Annotated in this window: 27 protein-coding genes; 18 read left to right on the forward strand and 9 right to left on the reverse strand. The window is 57.2% G+C overall.

From position 1 onward, the window contains the following. Window positions 1–137: 137 nt before the first annotated feature. From ACG9DO_RS04345 to ACG9DO_RS04370, 6 genes are all read left to right on the forward strand, one after another. The gene (locus ACG9DO_RS04345; RefSeq protein WP_394730502.1) at window positions 138–1,328 is read left to right on the forward strand and encodes an aspartate aminotransferase family protein; all 1,191 of its coding nucleotides are present in this window, start codon (window positions 138–140) and stop codon (window positions 1,326–1,328) included. Continuing rightward, window positions 1,328–2,257, forward strand: a complete 930-nt coding sequence (argF, locus tag ACG9DO_RS04350; protein WP_394730503.1) for an ornithine carbamoyltransferase — start codon at window positions 1,328–1,330, stop codon at window positions 2,255–2,257. The genes ACG9DO_RS04345 and argF overlap by 1 nt, the downstream gene beginning before the upstream one ends. 73 nt (window positions 2,258–2,330) lie before the next feature. Continuing rightward, the gene (locus ACG9DO_RS04355; protein ID WP_394730504.1) at window positions 2,331–3,245 is read left to right on the forward strand and encodes an Hsp33 family molecular chaperone HslO; all 915 of its coding nucleotides are present in this window, start codon (window positions 2,331–2,333) and stop codon (window positions 3,243–3,245) included. Window positions 3,246–3,364: 119 nt separating this feature from the next. After that, window positions 3,365–3,784: a hypothetical protein gene (locus ACG9DO_RS04360; RefSeq protein ID WP_394730505.1), complete on the forward strand. Its 420-nt coding sequence runs from the start codon at window positions 3,365–3,367 to the stop codon at window positions 3,782–3,784. A 48-nt stretch (window positions 3,785–3,832) separates the two neighbouring features. Next, complete coding sequence (gene queC / locus ACG9DO_RS04365) at window positions 3,833–4,528, forward strand: 7-cyano-7-deazaguanine synthase QueC (RefSeq protein WP_394730506.1); 696 nt, start codon at window positions 3,833–3,835, stop codon at window positions 4,526–4,528. A 26-nt stretch (window positions 4,529–4,554) separates the two neighbouring features. Then, window positions 4,555–6,189 carry an MFS transporter gene (locus tag ACG9DO_RS04370; RefSeq protein WP_394730507.1) on the forward strand — a complete coding sequence of 545 codons (1,635 nt, stop codon included), beginning with the start codon at window positions 4,555–4,557 and terminating at the stop codon, window positions 6,187–6,189. Window positions 6,190–6,204: 15 nt separating this feature from the next. On the opposite strand, the gene ACG9DO_RS04375 is transcribed toward ACG9DO_RS04370, so the two are convergent. The 3 genes from ACG9DO_RS04375 to ACG9DO_RS04385 form a co-directional block, all read right to left on the reverse strand. Continuing rightward, window positions 6,205–6,765, reverse strand: coding sequence for a superoxide dismutase family protein (locus tag ACG9DO_RS04375; RefSeq protein WP_394730508.1), 561 nt, complete (start codon window positions 6,763–6,765; stop codon window positions 6,205–6,207). Window positions 6,766–6,878: 113 nt separating this feature from the next. After that, complete coding sequence (locus tag ACG9DO_RS04380) at window positions 6,879–7,940, reverse strand: OmpA family protein (protein ID WP_394730509.1); 1,062 nt, start codon at window positions 7,938–7,940, stop codon at window positions 6,879–6,881. Between the two features lie 199 nt (window positions 7,941–8,139). Further along, window positions 8,140–8,475 carry a DUF2793 domain-containing protein gene (locus ACG9DO_RS04385; RefSeq protein WP_394730510.1) on the reverse strand — a complete coding sequence of 112 codons (336 nt, stop codon included), beginning with the start codon at window positions 8,473–8,475 and terminating at the stop codon, window positions 8,140–8,142. A gap of 425 nt (window positions 8,476–8,900) precedes the next feature. Between ACG9DO_RS04385 and ACG9DO_RS04390 the strand changes: the two genes are divergently transcribed. Continuing rightward, window positions 8,901–9,548, forward strand: a complete 648-nt coding sequence (locus tag ACG9DO_RS04390) for a YqaA family protein (protein ID WP_394731195.1) — start codon at window positions 8,901–8,903, stop codon at window positions 9,546–9,548. A gap of 12 nt (window positions 9,549–9,560) precedes the next feature. On the opposite strand, the gene ACG9DO_RS04395 is transcribed toward ACG9DO_RS04390, so the two are convergent. Next, on the reverse strand, window positions 9,561–10,247 hold the full coding sequence (locus ACG9DO_RS04395; protein ID WP_394730511.1) for a Crp/Fnr family transcriptional regulator: 687 nt from the start codon (window positions 10,245–10,247) through the stop codon (window positions 9,561–9,563). 55 nt (window positions 10,248–10,302) lie between these two features. On the opposite strand from ACG9DO_RS04395, the gene ACG9DO_RS04400 reads away from it, so the two are divergent. Continuing rightward, window positions 10,303–11,151, forward strand: coding sequence for a sterol desaturase family protein (locus ACG9DO_RS04400; protein WP_394730512.1), 849 nt, complete (start codon window positions 10,303–10,305; stop codon window positions 11,149–11,151). A 68-nt stretch (window positions 11,152–11,219) separates the two neighbouring features. On the opposite strand, the gene spt is transcribed toward ACG9DO_RS04400, so the two are convergent. From spt to ACG9DO_RS04415, 3 genes are all read right to left on the reverse strand, one after another. Then, window positions 11,220–12,446: a serine palmitoyltransferase gene (gene spt / locus ACG9DO_RS04405; RefSeq protein WP_394730513.1), complete on the reverse strand. Its 1,227-nt coding sequence runs from the start codon at window positions 12,444–12,446 to the stop codon at window positions 11,220–11,222. A gap of 17 nt (window positions 12,447–12,463) precedes the next feature. Then, complete coding sequence (locus ACG9DO_RS04410; protein WP_394730514.1) at window positions 12,464–12,706, reverse strand: acyl carrier protein; 243 nt, start codon at window positions 12,704–12,706, stop codon at window positions 12,464–12,466. Between the two features lie 140 nt (window positions 12,707–12,846). Next, window positions 12,847–13,212 carry a response regulator gene (locus tag ACG9DO_RS04415; RefSeq protein ID WP_394730515.1) on the reverse strand — a complete coding sequence of 122 codons (366 nt, stop codon included), beginning with the start codon at window positions 13,210–13,212 and terminating at the stop codon, window positions 12,847–12,849. A gap of 116 nt (window positions 13,213–13,328) precedes the next feature. Here ACG9DO_RS04415 and ACG9DO_RS04420 point away from each other — a divergent pair, with 116 nt between their 5' ends. From ACG9DO_RS04420 to ACG9DO_RS04440, 5 genes are read left to right on the forward strand one after another with little or no spacing between them, the layout of a single operon-like run. Continuing rightward, window positions 13,329–13,580 carry a DUF3572 domain-containing protein gene (locus tag ACG9DO_RS04420; protein ID WP_394731196.1) on the forward strand — a complete coding sequence of 84 codons (252 nt, stop codon included), beginning with the start codon at window positions 13,329–13,331 and terminating at the stop codon, window positions 13,578–13,580. Next, complete coding sequence (locus ACG9DO_RS04425) at window positions 13,577–14,206, forward strand: HAD family hydrolase (RefSeq protein WP_394730516.1); 630 nt, start codon at window positions 13,577–13,579, stop codon at window positions 14,204–14,206. Before ACG9DO_RS04420 ends, ACG9DO_RS04425 begins: the two co-directional genes overlap by 4 nt. After that, window positions 14,203–14,664, forward strand: a complete 462-nt coding sequence (locus ACG9DO_RS04430) for a RidA family protein (protein WP_394730517.1) — start codon at window positions 14,203–14,205, stop codon at window positions 14,662–14,664. Before ACG9DO_RS04425 ends, ACG9DO_RS04430 begins: the two co-directional genes overlap by 4 nt. A gap of 6 nt (window positions 14,665–14,670) precedes the next feature. Beyond that, on the forward strand, window positions 14,671–15,399 hold the full coding sequence (locus ACG9DO_RS04435; protein ID WP_394730518.1) for a glycerophosphodiester phosphodiesterase family protein: 729 nt from the start codon (window positions 14,671–14,673) through the stop codon (window positions 15,397–15,399). Then, a complete protein-coding gene (locus ACG9DO_RS04440) occupies window positions 15,396–16,538 on the forward strand; it encodes a GNAT family N-acetyltransferase (protein ID WP_394730519.1) in 1,143 nt (380 codons plus the stop codon). The genes ACG9DO_RS04435 and ACG9DO_RS04440 overlap by 4 nt, the downstream gene beginning before the upstream one ends. 12 nt (window positions 16,539–16,550) lie before the next feature. Here the strand turns inward: ACG9DO_RS04440 and ACG9DO_RS04445 are convergent, their stop codons facing one another. Beyond that, the gene (locus tag ACG9DO_RS04445) at window positions 16,551–16,877 is read right to left on the reverse strand and encodes a hypothetical protein (RefSeq protein ID WP_394730520.1); all 327 of its coding nucleotides are present in this window, start codon (window positions 16,875–16,877) and stop codon (window positions 16,551–16,553) included. A 308-nt stretch (window positions 16,878–17,185) separates the two neighbouring features. On the opposite strand from ACG9DO_RS04445, the gene dksA reads away from it, so the two are divergent. The 5 genes from dksA (at window position 17,186) to ACG9DO_RS04470 (ending at window position 20,604) form a co-directional block, all read left to right on the forward strand. Then, window positions 17,186–17,641 carry an RNA polymerase-binding protein DksA gene (gene dksA, locus ACG9DO_RS04450; RefSeq protein ID WP_394730521.1) on the forward strand — a complete coding sequence of 152 codons (456 nt, stop codon included), beginning with the start codon at window positions 17,186–17,188 and terminating at the stop codon, window positions 17,639–17,641. 135 nt (window positions 17,642–17,776) lie between these two features. Next, window positions 17,777–18,064, forward strand: a complete 288-nt coding sequence (locus tag ACG9DO_RS04455; protein WP_394730522.1) for a PilZ domain-containing protein — start codon at window positions 17,777–17,779, stop codon at window positions 18,062–18,064. 94 nt (window positions 18,065–18,158) lie between these two features. Beyond that, on the forward strand, window positions 18,159–19,643 hold the full coding sequence (locus ACG9DO_RS04460; protein ID WP_394730523.1) for an ABC transporter substrate-binding protein: 1,485 nt from the start codon (window positions 18,159–18,161) through the stop codon (window positions 19,641–19,643). An 18-nt stretch (window positions 19,644–19,661) separates the two neighbouring features. Beyond that, window positions 19,662–20,078, forward strand: coding sequence for a DUF4112 domain-containing protein (locus ACG9DO_RS04465; protein ID WP_394730524.1), 417 nt, complete (start codon window positions 19,662–19,664; stop codon window positions 20,076–20,078). 7 nt (window positions 20,079–20,085) lie between these two features. After that, window positions 20,086–20,604 carry a hypothetical protein gene (locus ACG9DO_RS04470; protein ID WP_394730525.1) on the forward strand — a complete coding sequence of 173 codons (519 nt, stop codon included), beginning with the start codon at window positions 20,086–20,088 and terminating at the stop codon, window positions 20,602–20,604. A gap of 8 nt (window positions 20,605–20,612) precedes the next feature. Here ACG9DO_RS04470 and ACG9DO_RS04475 read toward each other — a convergent pair whose 3' ends face one another. Then, a complete protein-coding gene (locus ACG9DO_RS04475; RefSeq protein ID WP_394730526.1) occupies window positions 20,613–21,221 on the reverse strand; it encodes an HNH endonuclease in 609 nt (202 codons plus the stop codon). Window positions 21,222–21,288: the final 67 nt, after the last annotated feature.

Consider the following 21,288-nt stretch of genomic DNA (forward strand, 5'->3'; position numbering starts at 1 on the left):
ATGACTGGCTGCTGGGGTTTGACCCGCCGCTAGCGACAAATTAAACGGAGCAAATGGCGATCCCATCCATTAGGCGGGGGTCGCCATTTCTCTTTTGTTTCACAATCCCACTTGTTGTCGAGAATTGAGGTCCCGTTATGGCTATTACCCCACTGATGCCCGTTTACCCACGGTGTGGAGTACGCCCAGTGCGCGGCGAGCACTGCCACCTGATCGATGAAGACGGCACGCGCTATCTGGATTTTGCCAGCGGGATCGCAGTTAACCTGCTGGGCCACAGCCACGAGGGCCTAATCTCTGCCATTCAGGAGCAAGCGGCGACACTGATGCATGTCTCCAACCTCTATGGCAGCCCGCAAGGTGAAAAGCTGGCGCAGCAATTGGTCGATAACACCTTTGCTGACACAGTCTTTTTCACCAATTCCGGCGCGGAAGCGGTAGAGACTGCAATCAAGACGGCGCGAGCTTATCACCAGCATGAAGGCGATACGACTCGGTTTGAGCTTATCACTTTCGCCAATGCATTCCACGGGCGGACGATGGCAACGATCAGCGCGTCCAATCAGGAAAAGATGCATCACGGCTTTTCCCCGCTCCTCGCCGGATTCAAATACGCTGAATTTGACAATCTCGAGTCTGCCAAAGCTCTGATGGGGCCGCACACTGCAGGCTTTCTTGTCGAACCGATCCAGGGTGAGGGGGGTATTCGTCCAGCTTCGGAAGAATTCATGCAAGGTCTGCGCGAGCTGGCAAACGAGCATGACCTCATGCTGGTGCTCGACGAAGTGCAATGCGGTGTTGCACGTACCGGGACGCTCTATGCCTACGAGCAATACGGCATTACGCCTGACATTGTTGCCACGGCAAAAGGTATCGGGGGAGGGTTCCCGCTCGGCGCATGCCTTGCGACGGAAAAGGCGGCGCGCGGCATGGTGTTCGGAACGCACGGTTCGACTTATGGGGGCAATCCGCTTGCGATGGCAGCGGGTAGCGCGGTCATGGATGCAGTCGCGAACGAGGACTTCCTCGCCAGCGTGCGCGAGAAAGGCGAGCGGCTGCGCTCGCGACTCGAACAGTTTATCGGCAATTATCCGGAGCTGTTTGAACTGGTACGCGGCAAGGGCCTGATGCTCGGGATCAAGATGAAGGTCGAAAGCCGGCCATTCTTCGTGCACCTGCGCGACAATCACCAGCTTCTCACGGTGGCCGCGGGCGACAATACTATTCGCGTTTTGCCTCCGCTGGTGATCGATGATGCGGAAATGGAAGAGTTCTTTGAAAAGCTTTCAGCAGGGGCGGCGAGCTATTCTCCGCCAGATGCGAGCTGATGATGGCGCATTTTCTTGATCTCAGCGATGCCGGTGGCGATGCGATCGCCGCGATGATTGCCGACGCGATCGATCGGAAAGCGGCGCGCAAGGACTGGCCAAAGGGCGGGCCCGATACGGACAAGCCGCTTGCAGGCCGCGTTTTGGCGATGATCTTTGAGAAGAATTCGACCCGTACACGCGTCAGCTTCGATATTGCCATGCGTCAGCTCGGGGGCAGTTGCCTGATCCTCGACAGTGCGACCAGTCAGCTCGGCCGGGGCGAAACGATCGCCGATACTGCGCGCGTCCTTAGCCGCATGGTCGATGCGATCATGATCCGGACAGACGATCATGCCAAGGCGCAAGAGCTTGCCAAGCACGCGACTGTGCCAGTGATCAACGGTCTGACTGACCGCTCGCATCCGTGCCAGATCGTGGCTGACCTGCTTACGGTAATAGAGCATGGCAAGGCCTTGCCGGGTCTCGAACTCGCGTGGTTTGGCGATGGCAACAATGTGCTCCATTCGATCCTGGAAGCGGCGGCGCTGATGAAGTTTAACGTCCGGGTCGCAACCCCAGCTGGCTACGAACCTGAAGCGGAATTCGTGGAGCTGGCGCGCGCGGCAGGTTCAACCGTGACGCTGACGAACAATGCTGCGGAAGCTGCGCAGGGCGCCGACGTGATCGTGACCGATACATGGATCTCCATGGGTCAAGCAGATGCGGCCGAGAAGCGTGCGGCGATGGTCCCTTACCAGGTCAATGGCGCGCTTATGGCCAAGGCCAAACCTGATGCGATCTTTCTGCACTGCCTGCCAGCTCATGTTGACGAAGAGGTGACCGAAGTTGTCTTCGAAGGTCCGCAGTCTGTGGTGTTCGATGAGGCGGAGAACCGCATTCACGCGCAGAAATCAATTTTGCTCTGGTCATTCGGATTGCTTGGGTGAGCCGAGGTTCTGGTTCATCGGCCTTAATGGCCGGGACTTATAAAAGGACCTGTTTCTATCCATATGGTCGCTCATGACTCGAACACCGACTGACTTGCCTGAGACTTTTTCCGATCAACTGCTTGGCTTTTCCCTGCCTGAAAGGAATGCCCGCGGCCGAATTGTCCGGCTGGACACAGTGGTAAACACTGTTCTTTCGGCTCATGACTATCCGCCTCCAATCAAGCACTTGCTTGCAGAGGCTCTGGTCCTAGGTGCGCTGATGGGTGGGTTGCTGAAGAACGATGGGCAACTGACCATGCAAGCGCAGACCCAGGATGGAATCGTGCGTTTGCTCGTTTGCGATTATCGACAAGGGGAAATGCGCGGCTATGCCGAATTCGATACCGCGAGGCTGGACGGGCTGGGCGCAAACCCCACGCTGGCCGCGCTATTCGGCAGCGGGTATCTCGCAGTAACATTTGAAACGGGGTCAGCTTCAGGGGTCAAGGGCAGCCGTTACCAGGGGATTGTGCCCCTGGAAGGTCACAGCCTCAGCGAAGCTTGTGAGCGCTATTTCATCCAGTCAGAGCAGGTGCCGACGTTGATCCGGGTCGCTGTCCAGAGCGGCGCTGGAGGCTGCGTGGCCGCAGGTATGCTGGTGCAGCATCTCGCTGATGGCGAGGAAGGCCGCGAGCGGCTGCATGTCAGGATCGACCATCCAGATTGGGAGCATGTGGCGATTGTCGGTGGGACGCTCAGCCATTCGGAGCTCCTTGACCCGGCGCTCTCGATGGAAGGGATCGTGTGGCGTCTCTATCACGAAGAAGACCGGATCAACGTCCAGCAAGGTGCCAGCCTTTCGCGAGGATGCCGCTGCTCGATGGAACACTACATGTCTGTGATAGCGAGGTTTCCCAAGGGGGAACGCGATGCCATGCGTAACGAGGCGGGAGAGATCGTGGTTGACTGCGCGTTTTGTTCGCGCGAGTTTGCATTCACGATTTAGTACTAGAATTCGTTTCATCGCCATTCAGGAACGGTTTATCGCCAGCGGGCTAATGGTGGTCCATGTTGCCGGTGGGCTGATTTCCAGCTCTTGCGCTGAGACAGAGTGATGGGATTTGAATGATCAAGCTTGCGAAACCATACCTTCCAGCATTGTTTGCGCTGGCAGCAGGTATTGTGGCTTTCGCGCTCGGCACTCCGGGGCAAGCTCAGGATGCGAAGCTCGCAGTATTTAATTCCATTTCCATGGGCGAATGGACCGTAAGGTTCCGCGACGGCTCTCCAGCGCGAAAGGTTTGTGTCCGCACCGGACAGGAATTGCTCCAGCTGCGCCACGAGCAAACTGGTTGCCGCCAGGTTGTGGTGGCCAATGATGCGCAAGAAGCGACCGTTCAGTACACTTGCCAGGGCCATGGCTATGGTCGCACAACCTTGCGGCGTGAGACTTCTTCGCTGGTTCAACTTAACAGTCAGGGCTTTGCTGACGATCGCCCATTCCAGTTCTTTGCCGAAGCTCGAAGGACTGGCAACTGTAGTTAGATGGCTTTGAGCGATTGCAGTTTGTGTAGCTTGCGGTAAGCCAATGGCATGCAAGTCCCCCAATCGAAGCCTGAATGCGTTGCTATTGTCTTGCTGTCTGGCGGCCTGGATTCGATGGTCACCGCAGCGCTTGCTCAGGAACAAGGTTTTTGTCTGCACGCCTTGACCATCAATTATGGCCAGAGGCACGTCCGCGAAATCGAGGCAGCCCGCCAGATCGCCCATCGCTTGGGCGTTGTGCGGCATAGTATCATGGACCTGGATCTAAGGGTCTTTGGCGGGTCAGCGCTAACTGATGATTTCGATGTCCCCAAAGAAGGCGTCGGTGACGATATTCCGATCACTTACGTGCCTGCCAGAAACCTGGTCTTTCTCTCACTCACAGTTGCATGTGCAGAAGCGAGCGGATCGCAAGACATATTCATCGGGGTAAATGCCCTCGACTATTCCGGCTATCCTGACTGTCGTCCCGAGTTCATTGAAAGCTTCGCTCAGACAGCGCGACTGGGGACAAAGATTGGCGTCGAGGACCAGCCAATCAATATTCATGCCCCTTTACAACAGCTTAGTAAGGCTGACATTGCCCGCGAATGCAAGAGGTTGGGGCTGGATCCCGCTTGGTCTTGGTCTTGCTACGATCCAACCGAAGAAGGTTTGGCTTGCGGGAGGTGTGATTCCTGCCGCTTGCGCAAACATGGTTTCGCCGAGGCAGAAGTGATCGACACCACCCAGTACGCAAGCTAGGTGCCATGCAGAAAGAGGGAGAGACTATGACTGAGACCAAGACACCGGCGGAGCCATCGGGCGAAGCACCGGTTGCTGCCTATAGCTGGTACGCGCTTAGCGTCTTGGTCCTGGTCTATGTTCTCAATTTCATCGACCGCCAGATTCTCTCGATCCTTGCGAACGACATCAAGGCCGATCTGGGTGTCGACGATGCATATCTCGGTTTCCTCTACGGTACAGCATTTGCAATCTTTTATGCGCTGTTCGGGATTCCCCTTGGAAAGCTCGCTGACAGCTGGAAGCGCGTCCGTCTCATGACAATTGGCCTGACCCTATGGTCGGCCATGACCGCTGTGTCGGGCTTTGCGAAGGATGCTGCGACACTTACGGTTGCAAGGATTGGCGTTGGGGTAGGGGAAGCAACAGCCAGCCCTTCAGCCTATTCATTGATATCAGATTGGTTTCCCGCACGGCTGCGCGCAACCGCTTTGGCGATCTATTCATCAGGGCTGTACATCGGAGGTGGTGTATCCTTGGCGATCGGGGGCGTAATTGTCGATCGCTGGAATGCAGCCTTTCCAGGCGGAGACCCTCTCCTTGGACTTGCTGGATGGCAAGCTGCTTTCATTGCGGTAGGCGTGCCAGGCCTGTTGCTGGCAATCTGGGTACTGACGCTGCGCGAGCCCGTGCGCGGCGCGATTGACGGAATGGAGACGCCTGAAGACCCGCACCCTTTCCGTAATTTCGTGAAAGAGCTCTATACGATTATTCCGGGGTTCACGTTTTTTGGCGCAAGCGAGCGCGGTGCCAAGAGCCTGTTGATCAACATTGCCGCATTCATCGGAGCCTTGACGTTAGGTCACCTTTTGACCGTATGGTTAGAGTCTGGCGAGGGGCTGATTGTCGCCGCGCTCGGTAACTTGCTGGGTCTCGATTTACCGGCGATCACCGACCAATGGTTCTTGCTCGCAATTGGGTATTATGCCGTTTTTTCTTGGGCCAGCGCGCTCCGGGTGCGGGACTATCCTACCTTCGCATTGACATGGGGTTCGCCAGCCTTCCTTTGCACGATCCTGGGTTATGGCACGGTGGCTTTCATGGCCTACTCAGCGTCCTATTGGGGCGCGCCCTACGCAGAGCGTGTCTTCGAAGTATCCAAGGCAGAGCTTGGCTTTTGGCTTGGTGGGGGAGGAGCTGCAGGCGGCTTTCTCGGTGTAATCCTTGGCGGGCGGATGGCAGATGCGCTTTTCACGAGAACCTCGGCGGGCCGCATTTGGGTGGTGCTCTTCGGCCTTTTGAGCCCAATACCGTTTGCTATCGTTCAGTACACGACCGATAGCTTCGTCCTTTTCCTGATCCTGAATATCGTGGTCGGAGCGCTTGCCGCCTCGGCACTCGGTGCCGCAGCGGCGAGCAGCCAGGCCCTAGTCTTGCCAAGGATGCGCGGAACCGCAACAGCGACCTTCTTTCTTGCCACTACATTGGTCGGGCTCGCACTTGGGCCATACACCGCTGGGTACGTTTCGGCCCAGAATGGCGGTGATTTGAGCGCCGGCGTTCTGGCAACGCTCTGGATCACACCAATTGGCTTGGTGTTGCTGGGTGCAGCGATAAAGCTGGTCCCCGCTGCCAATGACACCGTTCTGGAGCGCGCGCAGGCAGCAGGCGAAGCAGCCTAAATCTGCAGCGAAGGATTAGTCTATTGGGGCAATAACCCCGCAAGCAATCCTGCTTCCCGCATTCCCGGTCGGGTCAGTCTTGTAGTCGTCAGGATCCGCATGGATCATGACGGCGCTGCCGTCGGCGTCGAAAATTGCCAACAGAGCTGCGGCAGCTTCATCAGAGACCACAATCGATGCTTCAGCATCACCATTTTCGCCAATGGAAATATTGGGCAGATCGCCCAGGTGCTTGCCCGATGGGTTGTCCGCACCGTGCTCACGCTCCCTTGGATTCAAATGGCCGCCTGCACTCTTGAAATCAGGGCCTTCGCAAAGACCGGTCGTATGAATGTGGAATCCACTCTCTCCAGGCGGGAGATTTGCAGCTTGCAGATGTAGCGACAGGACTTCATCTTTGACTGTGAAGCTAACTTCGCCAACATTCTCGCCAGCACTGTTCGACAGAGTGGCTTGAGCCACAACGCGAGGAAGCGCGGCTTGTGCATCCGCCATGCTTTCCGATAAGCCCTGGCCAGAGCCGCATGCAGCCAAAACCATCGATGAACACAAAACTCCCAAACGCAAATTCGACATCGGACTCTCCTGATAACTGAAACAGTCCTTACCGTGATTGAGTTGTGATGCGCCAGCAACAAAAAAAGGGCCGGATTGCTCCGGCCCTTTGTTCGTTCGCGGTTGAGCGAAAATTACATGCCCGAACCCGGGCCGTAAGTGATTTCAACCCGGCGGTTCTGCAGTTCGCGAACACCGTCATCGGTTGGAACGCGAGGCTGCGATTCGCCGAATGCTTCGCTTGAAATGCGATCTTCCGGAACACCGCGACCAGCGAGATATTCCTGAACAGACGCGTTACGGCGCTCAGCCAGGCCCATGTTGTAGGTCACGCTACCGGAACGGTCGGTGTGGCCAGCCAGCATGACACTCGCAGTACCGCAGTCGGCATATGCGCTCACGGCGTTGTCGAGAATTGTCGCTGCTTCCGCAGTGATATCCGACTCATCCCAGTTGAAGAACACGATGTAAGGACCCGTGTTGCAAACCGGCGCCGGCGGCGGAGGCGGCGGAGGCGGCGGAGGCGGCGGAGGCGGTGGAGGAGGCGGAGGAGGCGGTGGTGGTGCAACCGTTTCGCCCCCGAAATTGTAGATGACAGAAGCCATCAGGGAGTGAGTCGAAATATCCGTCTCAAAATCGCTACCGTCGAAGCCAACGATGCCGATGTTGGGAGCATTGAAATAGCGATACTTCAGGCCAACATCCCAGTGTCCCGACAACGGGGCGCGAATGCCAGCAAGCAGCTGCCACGCCAATCCGGTGTCTGAATCATCGAAGAAGTCGTCCATGTCGAGCGACGTACGCGCAACACCAACACCGCCACCCGCAAAGCCCTGAAGGCCGTCATCGGGGCCGAAGTCAAACAGACCGTTAAGCATGAAGCTGAGGATGTCGACACCGCCACCCACTTCAACTACGTCGCCCTGTACGTCGACTGAATCCAGGCTTGAAGAGCGATAGCTTGCTTCCGTTTCCAAACGAAACGCGCCGAAATCGTGGCCTACAACACCACCGAAATCATAGCCGGTATCGTAATCCTGCGAAGCGACATCAGACGTGCCATTGATATCCCATGAAGGATCCTCGACGATCATCACGCCGCCATCGACACCAATATACCATTGGTCTTCGCGAGCGAGCGCCGGCGACGTAAGCGCCGTTGATGCAATCGCCATACCTATGACGAGTTTGCGCATTATGTATTCCCCTTTTTATAGCGGTTTAAGGCCACTCGGTCTCTCTAACTTTTCCCCGGTTTCGTGGCAAGCAGACAATGCATCGGAACTGTTGCAATAAAGTCGCTATCTCGCATGTTATCCGTGAGTTTTCCTTATCCAACTGCGTTGCAACTTGTCTCAGAGTCGCATCTTAGCAAAAATCTGAGTTTCTTCGACCTCACGTATTCGGAAACACGCCGAAGTCACGCAGAGCTGCGATAAGCCCCTCGATGGCCGCCCTTGCTTCTGCATCAACCGTTGCGCCGCCTTGCGGGTTGGCGGGTGCTACACTTTTTACCCATGAATCGGAATAGACGACAAGCTGGGTGGCTGACTTGTCGAATGCCAGCATTCCCTCGACTGGTTCGATGAAGGCCCAGCCACCCGGCGTCCAGAGTGCGATGCTTGCTTCGTGGCCAGCCCAATCGCCGCTCGCGTTGGCATCGACAATCCAGCTCTGGCTTCTCGCAGCCGCCTGAGGATTTCCATTTCGAGGTGGACGTATCCTTCCCACAGCGCTGCCATCCAGCGCCTCGCAAATTCAGCATCAGTGCGGCGAAGCCGGTATGCGGCGCTTGGGGCGACACCTGCCTCCTTGGCCGATTGCGTCACGTTCGAGGATTGCGCGAGCGCATCGATGAAATGTTCGCGCCAACGCGTGTTGCGGCTTTCGCCTCGGATATTGCCTGGACCTTTTGAGTATTTCTGGCGGTTCATCAGCCTGGTCCTTTGCCTTGGCGGAACGAAAAAGCGGCCGGATCCGTCAAGGGAGCCGACCGCCGCGCTGGCGAATCACACTATCGCGATGTTCTTGTTTTGTACCTGAAGAGCGTGACGATGTCAATCAAAAAGTGCCAAATGGGTTAAATCCTTGTGGTTGCGCGCCTTGGACGCCTGTCCTAGATCGTGAAAAACCAGCAAGGACATTCCCCTTTCATGATGCGATTGATTCGCGGTCTTTATGACTGGACGATGGAGAAGGCCGCTCACCCCCATGCGCAGGGTTGGCTGGCATTCTTCTGCTTTATTGAATCGAGCTTCTTCCCGATCCCGCCGCACCCTTTGCTCGGGCTGATGTGCCTGGCGGAGCCCAAGAAGGCGATCCGGTTTGCAATGATTGCGACCATCGCTTCGGTACTGGGCGGCCTGTTCGGCTATGCGATTGGCTATTTCCTTTATGAAACGGTTGGCGAGTGGGTGCTGGGGGTGCTTGGGCTCAGCGAAAGCTTCCCTGTCGCCGCCTGTTATATTCGGGAACAGGGTGCGGCAGCTGTGTTCCTTGCCGCCGGTACGCCGATCCCGTTCAAATTGATGACCATCACCGCAGGGTTCATCGAGATGAATATCGTGACGTTCGCGCTTGCTGCGCTGGCCGGCAGAGCCCTGATCTTCATGGTGGTTGGTATTCTTTTCCAGGTCTTCGGCGCGCCGATCAAGCGGGTGATCGACGAGTACCTTGGCACAGTAACAACGATCTTCGTGGTTCTGGTTGTCGCAGGATTTGTCGCAATTACGCAATTCAGCGGCGGAAGTGATGACGGTGAAATCAACCCATGCGATCTGGCGACCGAGGTTACGCCGGGCTGATAATTTCTTGGCTCACTCCTGAGCAAGGATCGCCATCATCGGTGCGTCAAGGATCTCGATCGTGCCGTAGCCGCGCCTTACGAGACCCTGCCTTTCAAGTTCGCGCAGCGCTGCGTTGGCGGTTGCGCGCGTGACTCCGAGCAGTTCGGCCAATTCCTGTTGGGTTGCGCGCACCGTTGCGACCTGTCCGGCTCGGTCGGCCATTGTCGCCAAGAGACCGGCCAATCGTTCGGGGTTGGTGCCACGGCGCAGCCCGGCAAGCTGAGCGAGTGTATCCTGCAATTGAGCGGAAAGCGCACCGAGCAGCTTGCGCGTTGCGACCGGGTAATTGCCGAGCGCGTCGAGAAAAGGCTTCGCGGCGATGAAGCGCACTTTGCTTTCCCCTCGTGAAACGGCGTCAACAATTCGTGGGCGACCTGAAAATACAGCGAGCTCGCCATAAGAATCGCCTGCTCCCAAAAGTGCGACCGCGCGAAACTCGCCATCGCGCATGAATTGGCCAACCATAACGGCGCCTTCTTCGATCAGCCAGAAACCGTCCGCCGCCTCGCCGCGCTGCTGGATGATCTCGCCATTTGAATAGCTGCGCACACGCCCGCCCCGGATGAGATGCGCCTGCAGGGCCGGGTCAAGAACCTCAATCAGCATCGGCGCTTCAAGCGACCGCCGAGTCGATTCCGAATGTAAAGAGTTTGACATTATTTCGGTCTGGTAAACGCTAGGACGCTTTTCGACAAGTTTTGGGAGAGGCCAAATGCCTGGATCAACAATCGCAATTCTCGCAATTTTTCTTGGCTTTGCCGTGATGGAATTGCTGCGCTCGAACCTCTTTTCGAAGGCAGAGCAAACGCGTGATGACGGAATTGTCGAAGCCGTCAGCATGGTCGTACTGCTTGGCTTCACGCAGCCTCTGGTACTCTTTTCGTCTGCCGCGCTGGCCGGGATCGTCGCGCCTCAATGGGCCGGAGCGCTCACCGGGATCAATGTCTTTGCCGCCATCGCGCTGTTTCTGATCCTTGACGATATGATGCAGTATTGGTGGCACCGGGCGAGCCACAGCTTCTCGTGGCTCTACAACCTTCACCGGGCTCATCACAACGCGAAGTACATGAGCGTCCGGCTCGTTTATCGGAACAACCTGTTCTATTATGCGATGATGCCGGGCATCTGGCTGTCCGGTGTGCTGATCTATCTGGGTCTTGGCTGGGCCTATGCAGGCTATATCGTTGTAAAACTGGCAGTTATCACTGGCGCGCATTCGGATGTTGCCTGGGACAAGCCCCTCTACCGTATCAAGTGGCTCTCACCCCTCATGTGGCTGGTCGAGCGCACAATCTCCACGCCGGCGACGCACCATGCTCATCACGGTCGCCATGCTGACGACCCGGCGGTGAATTACAAAGGCAATTACGGCAATCTGCTGTTCTTCTGGGACGTACTCTTCGGCACAGCGAAGATCACCCGAAGCTACCCGCAAAACTATGGCGTAGAAAACCTCGCGCCTGCAACGCTCGGCCAGCAATTGATGTGGCCTGTATTCCCGGAGAACAAGAGCGAGCCTGAGGCACAAGTTGGAGAGGGGGCGGGGCACAGCCCTGCCTAAAGCCTGCAGTCGGGGGACATGCAGGATGGACGGTCGAGGCCGTAAGAGCTTCGGCCGTCCAATTCCTCTCAGATAATGCCGACCACTTTTCCTGCCCGTTCGAAAATGCCGAGGATTGTCTCTACTTCCTCCGAACTATGCTCCGCACACAGGGAACAGCGCAGCAAGGTCATGTTGGCGGGCGTCGCCGGCGGTCTTGCGAGGTTGACGTAAAGGCCCTCCTTCAAAAGCGCCTCCCACATTGCGGCTCCGCGCTCTAGATCCGGCATGATGACCGCAACGATCGCACTTTGTGGCTCATCGGTACCGAGCTCGAAGCCAAGCTCGGTCAGGCCCTGATGGAGCCGCTTTGAGTTCTCCCACAAATGCGCCCGCTTATTCGAGCCATGCATGAGCTTGCGGATCGAGGTCGCTGCGGTCGCAACAACACTTGGCGGCAAGCTCGCGGTGAACACATAGGGTCGGCAGACGAGCCGCAAAACCTCGAACTTGGGATGGTTCGAAACGCAGAAACCGCCCACTGTCCCCACACTCTTGGAGAAGGTGCCGATGATGAAATCAACATCGTCGATGCATCCGGCCTCCTCGCACACCCCGCGACCGTTCTCCCCGATGAAACCCATCGAGTGCGCTTCATCGACCAGCACCATCGCGCCGTAATTCTTTGCGACTGCGACCATTTCCTTGAGCGGTGCAACATCGCCGAGCATCGAATAGACGCCTTCAAGTACGACCAGCTTGCCGGCGCCCTCGGGTATGCGACGCAGGCGCTTTTCCATCGCTTCGATATCGTTATGCTTGAAGGGCACGATTTCAGCTTTGCCCATCGCGCATCCATCATAAATCGAGGCGTGGCTGTCGATGTCGAGGATGATGTAATCGCCCTTACCAGCGATGGTAGAAATGATACCGAGATTTGCCTGGTACCCGGTTGAGAACACCATGGCATGATCCATGGCGTAAAATTCCTTCAGTGCATCTTCACATTCCTTATGGCCTTGATACGTGCCATTCAAAACGCGGCTGCCGGTGGTGCCAGCGCCGAAGTCTGCAAGCGCCTGCTTGCCGGCATCAATCACATCGGGATCGAACGTCATCCCCATGTAATTATACGTGCCGAGCAGAATGGTATCGCGCCCGTTGCAGATTGCACGCGTGGGCGAGAGGACTTTCTCCATCACCAGATTGAAGGGGTCCTCCACGCCGCTCGCAAGGAGCCCTTCACGCATCTGGATGAGATCGTCGAACTTGGAGAAAAGGTCGCCCTTTTCTTGTATCAGCGGCTGGTCTGTCATCGGCTCGGCCCGGTTCCTTAGCTGTCTCGCAGCTTGCTCACAGCATCGATCAACTGACCAAAATTGTCGATCTCGGCCTGTTGGTTCATGCTGATGATAATGTCGAACTCGTCTTCGATCGCAGCGACGAAATCCATAACGGTGAGGCTGTCGAATTCGAGATCATTGGCGAATGTGGTCGCGTCAGTGATCTCGACACCCTTTTTGTTGAAGGGCTCGATCAGCGAGCGAATTGTTGCGTCGATTTCGGCGCGATCCATAGAGGTGGGAACCTTTCATCATGTTTGAGCGCGGGCGATGCCACGCAATTACGGCTGAAAAGCGGTTACAGATGCAGCTTGTCAAGTTTTGCGCGATTGCCTGTGGGGCATGAACCTGACCTTGCCGCCATTGATCGGCGCTATTCCACAAGGCCTTTGACAGCGTTCATGAAGGGCATGATCGAAATCGGCTTGGCCAGGTAACCTGCCGCACCGGCCTCGCGAATCCGGTCCTCATCGCCTTTGCCCGCATAGGCCGTTACCGCCAGCACCGGCACTTCGCAAAGTGTAGCGTCAGCCTTCGCCTGCTCGATCAGATCAATTCCCGAGATATCGGCCAGCTGGATATCCATGATGATCAGGTCTGGAATGTTTGCGCGAGCAGTGTCCAGCGCCGCAGCCCCATCTGCGCAGGGTTCCGCTTCAAATCCATTTGCCTTGAGTACGTCGCAGAACAATTTTCGGTTTAAATCGTTGTCCTCGACGACCAATATTCTTTTTGACACTGGCTGGAATGCTCCCTGTTAGTGAACGACTATAAACACAGGCAAAGGCGGCGACAATTCTCTTGAAACAAACTCGTGATGAAACGGATCACGCAAGCCAGCGTGAGCAGGCATCCATGGCGCTCGCGCTGGCGGCGCTCGGCTGGACGTGCAGCGACCAACCGCGCGCGGAGCGCCTGCTATCACTCACGGGGCTTGATCCCGATGCCTTACGCAGCGGCCTTGATGATCCGCAAGTGATGCTCGCGGTACTCGATTTTCTCGCTGACCATGAACCTGATCTGGTAAAATGTGCCGAGGCGCTTGCGGTTACGCCGGAAGAGCTTATCGCGGCCCGCTTTGATCTACGCCGGGGAATACACGAATGACGCGCCCTCTCATTATCAGCGATTGTGACGAAGTGATCCTGCACATGGTTGCTCACTTCAAGGAGTGGCTGGAAGAGGGGCAGGAAATCTCCTTTCATTTGCAGGGAAATAATTTCGCGACTGCGATGCGCTGGCGTGAAAGTGGCGACGTCCTGCAACCCGATGAAATCTGGCGCTATCTGGGTATGTTCTTTGACACGCAGATGGACCGCCAGCTACCCATCGCCGGGGCCGTGGAAGGCATCAATCGCTTAAGTGAGGAGGCGGACGTGGTGATCCTCACCAATCTGGTCGACAAGCGCCGCGACCATCGCGCCGAGCAACTGAAATCGCACGGTGTCAATGCAAAAGTTTATACCAATCAGGGCCCTAAGGGCCCCGCGCTTAAGGCGATCATAGACGAATACGCGCCCGCCCATGCGATTTTCATCGATGATCTTGCACAGCATCACCGCTCGGTCGCAGAAGAGGTGCCGCACGTTACGCGTTTGCACCTGTGCGGAGAGCCGACGATCGCGCCTCATATCGACTGCGCGCATGAAGCAGGCCATGCCCATGCGAGGATTGATCAATGGAGTGAGGCACTTCCGTGGCTCTTGGGGCAATTGGAAAGGGAAAAGGCATGAGCATTGAAGCACGTTTGCAGCAGTTGGGGATCGAATTGCCTCAAGCCGCAGCCCCTGTAGCAAGCTATGTTCCGGTAGTGGTCCATAATGGCTTTGCGCACGTTTCAGGTCAGCTGCCCTTTGTCGCAGGAGAGCTGGTGACTGGGCGGCTTGGCGAAAATGTTAGCCTGGACGATGGTATCACCGCGGCACGCGCTTGCGGGCTCATGATCCTGGCTCAGCTTAAGGCGGCGCTTGTCCCACTGGACCGGGTCGAACGCATTGTAAAGCTTGGTGCTTTCGTCAATTCGACGCCCGATTTCACCGAACAGCCCAAGGTTGCGAACGGCGCCTCTGAGCTGATGTTCGACGTCTTCGGTGAAGCGGGCCGTCATGCGCGGGCGGCCGTCGGTGTGCCTTCGCTGCCGCTCGGCGCAGCCGTCGAAGTCGATGCGATCATCGCCTTGGCAGGAGACTGAGCTGCCTTGGCGAAACGCTCTGCTCCTGACTGGCTCACCCGCTGGGAATATGCTCATCGCGGGCTGCATGGCGAGGATGTCCCAGAGAATTCGTTGCTCGGTGCGCGCCTGGCGATCGAGCGCGGGATGGGGATTGAGTGCGATATCCAGCGCAGCTCGGATGGCGTATCGATGGTCTTCCACGATTGGGATCTTGGGCGGCTTACGGGCTGCCATGGCGATTTTGGCGCGATGAGCGCTGAGGCCCTCGGCACATATCGCTATCTTGAGAGCAACGAGCGCATCGTCTCGCTGGAAGAGCTGCTTGGGCTTATCCACGGCAAGGTTCCGTTGCTGATCGAAATCAAGTCCAGGCGCGGCTACGATGTGGAGCGCAGTTCCAAGGCAGTTGCAGACACTCTTGCGGACTATGCAGGCGACCACGCGGTGATGAGCTTCGATCCGCGCGTCGCGCGCTGGTTTCGCCGAAATTCGCCGCACACCTGCGCCGGGCTCGTCATGCGCGAGGATGAGTATGGCTATACTCAGCAAGCCTGGCAAAGGCGGCTGGCCTTGCTGATCGCAAAGCCGGATTTCCTTGCGTACCATATAGCCGCGCTGCCCAACCGCTGGGTTGCAAATCTGCGAGCCAGGGGCCTACCAATCCTCACCTGGACGGTGAATTCCCCGATAACCCGCGCTCGCGCGCTTGAGCATACCGATGCGCTAATCAGCGAAGGCGCCGGCCTTCCATGAGTGTTGCGGACTCCGCCTACACCGTCGAGATTGCAGCTGGCGTGAGCGGGCTCGACCGCGATCAATGGAATGCGCTCAATCACAACGATAATCCGTTCATGCGGCACGAATTCCTGAGCGCGATGGAGGATTCCGGCTCAGTCGGTCCTGGCACAGGCTGGGAACCGGTCCCGATTGTGATCAGGGACGCTGAAGGCAGACTTGCTGCGGCAACGCCGAGCTACGTCAAGCATCATAGCCAGGGCGAATATGTGTTTGACCATGCCTGGGCGAATGCATGGGAGCGCGCGGGCGGCCACTATTATCCCAAGCTTCAAATCGCGGCTCCGTTTACACCCGCCACCGGGCCGCGCTTGCTGTTGCGCGACGAAGCGCTCGCGCCGCATCTGTTGGAGGCGGTCGAAACCCTGTGTCAGCGCAGCGATATCGCGACCGCTCATGCGACCTTCGTTGACCGCGAACAATTGCCGTTGTTCGAGCAAAGCGGCTGGCTCACTCGCAGTGACATTCAGTTTCACTGGCACAATCGCGGTTACAAGGATTTCGATGACTTCCTCGGAGCGCTTGCCTCGCGCAAACGCCGGGCCTTGCGCAAGGAACGCAGTGCCGCGCAAGCGGATGTGCGGATAGTGCGGCTCAGCGGCGATGACATCAGACAAGAGCATTGGGATGCGTTCTGGGTGTTTTACCAGGACACGGGTCTCAGAAAATGGGGTACGCCCTATCTGACCCGCGATGCGTTCACGCTGCTAGGTCAAACCATGGCGGACAGCATGATCCTGGTGATGGCAGAGCAGGACGGTGAGTGGGTTGCGGGCGCGCTCAATTTTGTGGGTCCCGATACCATCTATGGTCGGTATTGGGGCTGCACCCGGCACATCCGTTTCCTGCATTTCGAGCTGTGCTATTATCAGGCCATCGACATTGCGATCGAGCGCGGGCTCAAGCATGTCGAAGCGGGCGCGCAGGGGGGGCACAAACTAGTGCGCGGTTATGAGCCTGAGCAGACCTGGTCAGCGCACTGGATCGGCGATCCCGGTTTCCGCCGCGCGGTCGCAGACTTTCTCGAACGCGAACGTGAAGGTATCGCGACCGACCAGATGTTCCTCGATCAAAGGACCCCTTTCAAGAAGGGATAAGCGCGTACTGCATCAGGCGGCTTTGCGTTCCTGCCGCATCCATTCGCGCGCGCGTCGTTGCGCTTCGGCGATTTCACGTGCGGTCATTTCATCGGAGATGTCAGCACGGCACCAGCTAGCTTCTTCATGCCCTTTCGAAGCTGCCAGATTGAACCATTTGTGCGCTTCGACCAGATCGCATTCTGCCCCCTGGCTACCAGTCGAATAGGCTACACCGAGATCAAAGTAGGATGTGATATCCCCATGCGCCGCGTTGGCGAGGCACTGCGCGATAAAGAGGTTCTCTTCCTGCGCTGGTGCTGCATTGCCTGTTTGCGCCTTGATTTCGTTCAACTGCATTTCGGCCCCCTTGTTGTTTGCGGTCGGGTTCCCCTTCCGATCCGCTTGACGAAGGTGTCGCCCGAACATGGTCACCAAATAGTTAACGCGTTCACCTTTTTTGTTTGCTGTCTCAAGCTGCAGGCAAAGCAGTGCCCTTCTTCATTCCAGGCTTGTTAATCCACTGCTGCTATCAATTCCGCCAAGAAATCGGCTTGTGCCACCTGTGTCCGCCGCCTATAGGCCCGCGCAGCAGAGGAGCTGCACCACCGCAAAAAGCGGGGTGTTGGACGAGACACGGTCTGACGGGAATTTTTTGAGAGGACCACATGGCCACTGCGGCAAGCGACAACAAAGTTTTGAAAGAAGTGAAGCGCGACCTTGCGCCGGATTATGTTCCGAGCGAGGACGAGCCGTACATGAATCCGCAGCAGGAAAACTATTTCCGAATGTTGCTGCTGGAATGGAAACAGTCGATCCATCAGGCGGCAGGACAAACGCTGCAGTCCTTGCAAGATGGTCCGATCCGCGAGCCTGACCTGAATGATCGTGCTTCCAGCGAAACTGACTGGGGGATCGAACTGCGCACACGAGATCGCCAGCGCAAACTGATTGCCAAGATCGATGCAGCGCTGCGCCGGATTGATGCTGGCGAATATGGTTATTGCGAGGTCACGGGTGACCCGATCGGCCTAAAGCGCCTGATTGCACGCCCTGTCGCGACCATGACTGTCGAAGCCCAGGAAGCGCATGAACGCAAGGAAAAGATCTCGCGCGACGATTAGTCGCATGCACACATGCGATAATCGAGGTTAATGCTTCTTTAGGTTCTACCATTTAGACAATGCTCTGAATGTCTGCATATTAGCAGCTTGTAGTCTTGCTCGTAGTCAATCTTGGAGAGCGCAGAAGCGATGGTAATGACTGACGCTCGCAACCTGGCCCGCGAAAACCTTTTCCTGCTTGCTGATTTATGGATCGAAAGCGAGCCGGGTGCGCATCGCATCAAGGTACGCAATCTATCTGCTGGCGGCATGATGGGGGAGGGCCGGGTTCCGGTCGTGCGCGGCCACCACATACGCGTCAACCTTGCTGGGGCTGGTGAAGTGCAAGGTACTGTCGCCTGGGTTCAGCAGACTCGCTTCGGCGTCGCATTTGATAACGAAGTAGACCTCTCCGGTATCAAGAGCGAGACAGGCGGAGCGTAGTTCGGCATTTGCATGCAGGACCTTCGGGTTAGCAGAGCGCAAAAATTCCCAACTCCCCGCTGGCGAGAACGATGCGTCCTGTTACAAGGACCGCATGCGATCTGGTGTCATCCTTCTAGCTTTGGCTTTGCTGGCAGCATGCGACCGGTCCGATGCTAGCGGGCCACTCGAAATTGCGGTCATAGGCGACAATGTTGCGATCGCAACCGACAATGCCGCAGAATTGTCTGCAGCCGCACAACATGTGCGCGGTGCCACGGCGGAAGGTCTGGTCGGGCTTGATCCGTCGGGTGAAATCCTGCCTGCTATCGCTGAGCGTTGGATCGTGACCGATGACGGCATGAGCTATATTTTTCGCTTGCGCGATTCAGACTGGCCGTCAGGCGACCCCATCACAGCAGAAGACATTCGTGACGCCTTGCAGGATAACATTCTCAAGCTGAGCGGGACGGCGCTTGGTCATGATTTGGCAAAGATTGACCAGATCCGGGCGATGACAGGCCGAGTCATCGAAATTCAGCTGAAAAGCCCCATGCCTGATTTTCTACGCTTGCTTGCACAGCCGGAAATGGGTTTCGTCCGTGATGGTAGGGGCGTCGGACCGATGGCTCCGGCAGAGGATGCGGGCAGCACCAAACTCGAACTGGCGGCCTTGCCGCCCGAGGCAAGGGGCCTTCCCGCAAGGCAGAATTGGGCAGCGCTCACGCGCCCCCTATTGATCCAGGCTATCCCCGCTGAGCGTGCGGTTGAGTTGTTTGCCGAAGGCGAAGTTGATTTGGTTCTCGCCGGCACCCTTGCACACTTGCCGCTTGCTGACACGGGTCCTCTGTCGGCTGGAACGGTGCGGCTTGACGCGCCGCTTGGCCTGATGGGGCTCCAGGTCATGCATGCGAGAGGCGTATTGTCTGATCCTGGACTGCGCGAAGCGATCGCGATGGCGATTGATCGCTCGGACTTGATGCAACCGTTCAACTTTGGCGGTTGGCAGTCTTCAACCTGGATTTATCCGCTGGCCATGGCTGGCGCTAACGGCCCGCAGCAAGAGCGCTGGGCTAACCTCACACTGGCAGAGCGCCGGGCGATTGCAGCCCGCCGTGTGTCTGGTTGGAAAACCAGCCTTGCGGGTGCTGAGGCAAACGGTCTTGCGCGTGTGTCGATTGCGTTGCCGCGTGGCCCGGGTAGCGATCTGCTGTTCGAGCAACTGCGTGATGATCTGTCCGGGATTGGGGTTGATGCGGTTCGTGCGTCCGATGGCGCTGATGCAGACCTAGTGATGCGCGATGTGCTGGCGCGATATTATTCGCCGCGCTGGTTTCTCAATCAGTTCCATTGCTCGCTGGAATTCGGGCTGTGCTCGCAAGAAGCGGACGAACTTGTCACAGAGGCTCTGGAAGCGCGCGACCTGGTGGCAAAGAGCACGATTTATGCGGAAGCTCAGGAGGCACTCGTCGCGCAGCAGGTTTTCATCCCGCTTGGTCAGCCAGTGCGCTGGTCACTTGTGCGTGCTGGCGTGACGGGCTTTCAGGAGAACCAATGGGGCCTCCACGCCTTGTTTCCGCTCTCTGCCAATCCCAATTAGTATGGAAAGGAGAGCCTGATGCCTGACGTGAACGAGCCTCGGATCGTCGGTCTTTCATTGCCTACCGGCACGGATGTACAGTCGGTCCGCCAGCGGATCGAGGCGATGGAGATGCTGCTGGAACGCAGCTTTCGTATTCCCGGCATTAACGTGCCGGTCGGGCTCGATGCGATTGTCGGGCTTGTTCCGGTGCTGGGTGATATCGTTACAACCGCGATGGGCGCATACCTCGTCTGGGAAGCGCGTAATCTCGGGCTGCCCAAGTGGAAGCTGTGGCGCATGGGCGCCAATGTCGCTTTCGATGCCGCAGTGGGCGTGGTACCTGTCGTGGGTGATGCGGCCGACTTCCTGTTCCGCTCCAACACGCGCAACTTGCGGATTATCAAGAAGCATCTCGACAAGCATCACCCGGAAACGCGGGTGATTGAAGGGTAGGCTCAGTATGGCCAAGGCATTCGAGCCAGCAATCGACTTGCACGTGCTCAAGGCTCCGCTCCGAAATGTTCGTGCTCACCTGGATGGCACATTCCTCTCAGTCGACTTGATCCCGAGTGTCGTTTTAGACGAGCCAGTTCAGGCATCGGACCCTAGTGGGACCCCTGAGTTAGACAAGATTATCTCGGACCTCGAAAAGGCCGCACGACCAATTGTCGAGGCCAAAAGTGTTTTACGCGCGGAGTTCGAGAGCGTGCAAGCCTGCGTCATTCAAGAAGAGTTTGTGGAACTCTTCGAGAAACTGATTGCAGATTTCGATGCCCCTCCACGAATTCTTGGCCAAAAGGGCTGGTTTCCCTTTCTCCGAGTATTGAACTCTAGCTGGCGAGAAGAATTACCAGACTATCAGGGCGGAGACTGGCCTGAACTACACCATTACAAAATTGTGAGCATGGAGACCCATCTGGACATACTTGGCGTTCTTGTCGCGACTGAATGGAGAAAGAATCTCGAAAAACACCCCTAGGTCTGTGGCTATTCCTCCAACTCGATGTCCCAATACAGGTAATCGCGCCAGGTCTCATGCAAGTAGTCGGGGGGGAAAGCCTTCCCGTGCTGCTGTAATTGCCAGCTGGTCGGCCGGAACGGCTTTTCAAACAAGCCCATCTGTGCATCTTTTGGCGTGCGGCCGCCCTTCTTCATGTTGCACGGCGCACAGGCCGTGACGATGTTCTCCCAAGTCGTTTTGCCGCCCATCCGGCGCGGAATGACATGGTCAAAAGTCAGGTGCTGGCCGCTGCCGCAATACTGGCACTGAAAACGGTCGCGCAGGAACAGATTGAACCGCGTGAAAGCGGGAAATTCGCTTGGCTTTACATATTGTCGCAGTGCAATGACGCTCGGGATCTTCATGTCGAGCGAAGGGGAGTGCACCTCCCGGTCGTAGCTTGCGACGATGTCGACCCGGTCGAGGAAGACGGCTTTGATCGCAGTCTGCCATGGCCACAAGCTCAGCGGGTAATAGGATAGCGGAGTGTAATCGGCGTTGAGCACGAGCGACGGGCATGCATCAGGATTGCGTGTCGGATCATCATCCGCACTGCGGAATCGCGCTGCTCTTTCAATCAGTTCGGCTTTGAACACGGGTCCTTCGTGCCTCCCTTGCTGATGAATGCGAACATGGCGTGACACTTTTCTGAGTCAAACCCAT

It is taken from the genome of Altererythrobacter sp. GH1-8 (genome assembly GCF_043702085.1).
Classification (GTDB): Bacteria; Pseudomonadota; Alphaproteobacteria; order Sphingomonadales; family Sphingomonadaceae; genus Erythrobacter.

Bases quoted from the DNA above. Each gene is read 5' to 3' on its own strand.
- ACG9DO_RS04345 (WP_394730502.1), top strand. From the start codon at position 138: ATGGCTATTACCCCACTGATGCCCGTTTACCCACGGTGTGGAGTACGC.
- argF (WP_394730503.1), top strand. From the start codon at position 1,328: ATGATGGCGCATTTTCTTGATCTCAGCGATGCCGGTGGCGATGCGATC.
- ACG9DO_RS04355 (WP_394730504.1), top strand. From the start codon at position 2,331: ATGACTCGAACACCGACTGACTTGCCTGAGACTTTTTCCGATCAACTG.
- ACG9DO_RS04360 (WP_394730505.1), top strand. From the start codon at position 3,365: ATGATCAAGCTTGCGAAACCATACCTTCCAGCATTGTTTGCGCTGGCA.
- queC (WP_394730506.1), top strand. From the start codon at position 3,833: ATGCAAGTCCCCCAATCGAAGCCTGAATGCGTTGCTATTGTCTTGCTG.
- ACG9DO_RS04370 (WP_394730507.1), top strand. From the start codon at position 4,555: ATGACTGAGACCAAGACACCGGCGGAGCCATCGGGCGAAGCACCGGTT.
- ACG9DO_RS04375 (WP_394730508.1), bottom strand. From the start codon at position 6,765: ATGTCGAATTTGCGTTTGGGAGTTTTGTGTTCATCGATGGTTTTGGCT.
- ACG9DO_RS04380 (WP_394730509.1), bottom strand. From the start codon at position 7,940: ATGCGCAAACTCGTCATAGGTATGGCGATTGCATCAACGGCGCTTACG.
- ACG9DO_RS04390 (WP_394731195.1), top strand. From the start codon at position 8,901: ATGCGATTGATTCGCGGTCTTTATGACTGGACGATGGAGAAGGCCGCT.
- ACG9DO_RS04395 (WP_394730511.1), bottom strand. From the start codon at position 10,247: ATGTCAAACTCTTTACATTCGGAATCGACTCGGCGGTCGCTTGAAGCG.
- ACG9DO_RS04400 (WP_394730512.1), top strand. From the start codon at position 10,303: ATGCCTGGATCAACAATCGCAATTCTCGCAATTTTTCTTGGCTTTGCC.
- spt (WP_394730513.1), bottom strand. From the start codon at position 12,446: ATGACAGACCAGCCGCTGATACAAGAAAAGGGCGACCTTTTCTCCAAG.
- ACG9DO_RS04410 (WP_394730514.1), bottom strand. From the start codon at position 12,706: ATGGATCGCGCCGAAATCGACGCAACAATTCGCTCGCTGATCGAGCCC.
- ACG9DO_RS04420 (WP_394731196.1), top strand. From the start codon at position 13,329: ATGGCGCTCGCGCTGGCGGCGCTCGGCTGGACGTGCAGCGACCAACCG.
- ACG9DO_RS04425 (WP_394730516.1), top strand. From the start codon at position 13,577: ATGACGCGCCCTCTCATTATCAGCGATTGTGACGAAGTGATCCTGCAC.
- ACG9DO_RS04430 (WP_394730517.1), top strand. From the start codon at position 14,203: ATGAGCATTGAAGCACGTTTGCAGCAGTTGGGGATCGAATTGCCTCAA.
- ACG9DO_RS04440 (WP_394730519.1), top strand. From the start codon at position 15,396: ATGAGTGTTGCGGACTCCGCCTACACCGTCGAGATTGCAGCTGGCGTG.
- ACG9DO_RS04445 (WP_394730520.1), bottom strand. From the start codon at position 16,877: ATGCAGTTGAACGAAATCAAGGCGCAAACAGGCAATGCAGCACCAGCG.
- dksA (WP_394730521.1), top strand. From the start codon at position 17,186: ATGGCCACTGCGGCAAGCGACAACAAAGTTTTGAAAGAAGTGAAGCGC.
- ACG9DO_RS04455 (WP_394730522.1), top strand. From the start codon at position 17,777: ATGACTGACGCTCGCAACCTGGCCCGCGAAAACCTTTTCCTGCTTGCT.
- ACG9DO_RS04460 (WP_394730523.1), top strand. From the start codon at position 18,159: ATGCGATCTGGTGTCATCCTTCTAGCTTTGGCTTTGCTGGCAGCATGC.
- ACG9DO_RS04465 (WP_394730524.1), top strand. From the start codon at position 19,662: ATGCCTGACGTGAACGAGCCTCGGATCGTCGGTCTTTCATTGCCTACC.
- ACG9DO_RS04470 (WP_394730525.1), top strand. From the start codon at position 20,086: ATGGCCAAGGCATTCGAGCCAGCAATCGACTTGCACGTGCTCAAGGCT.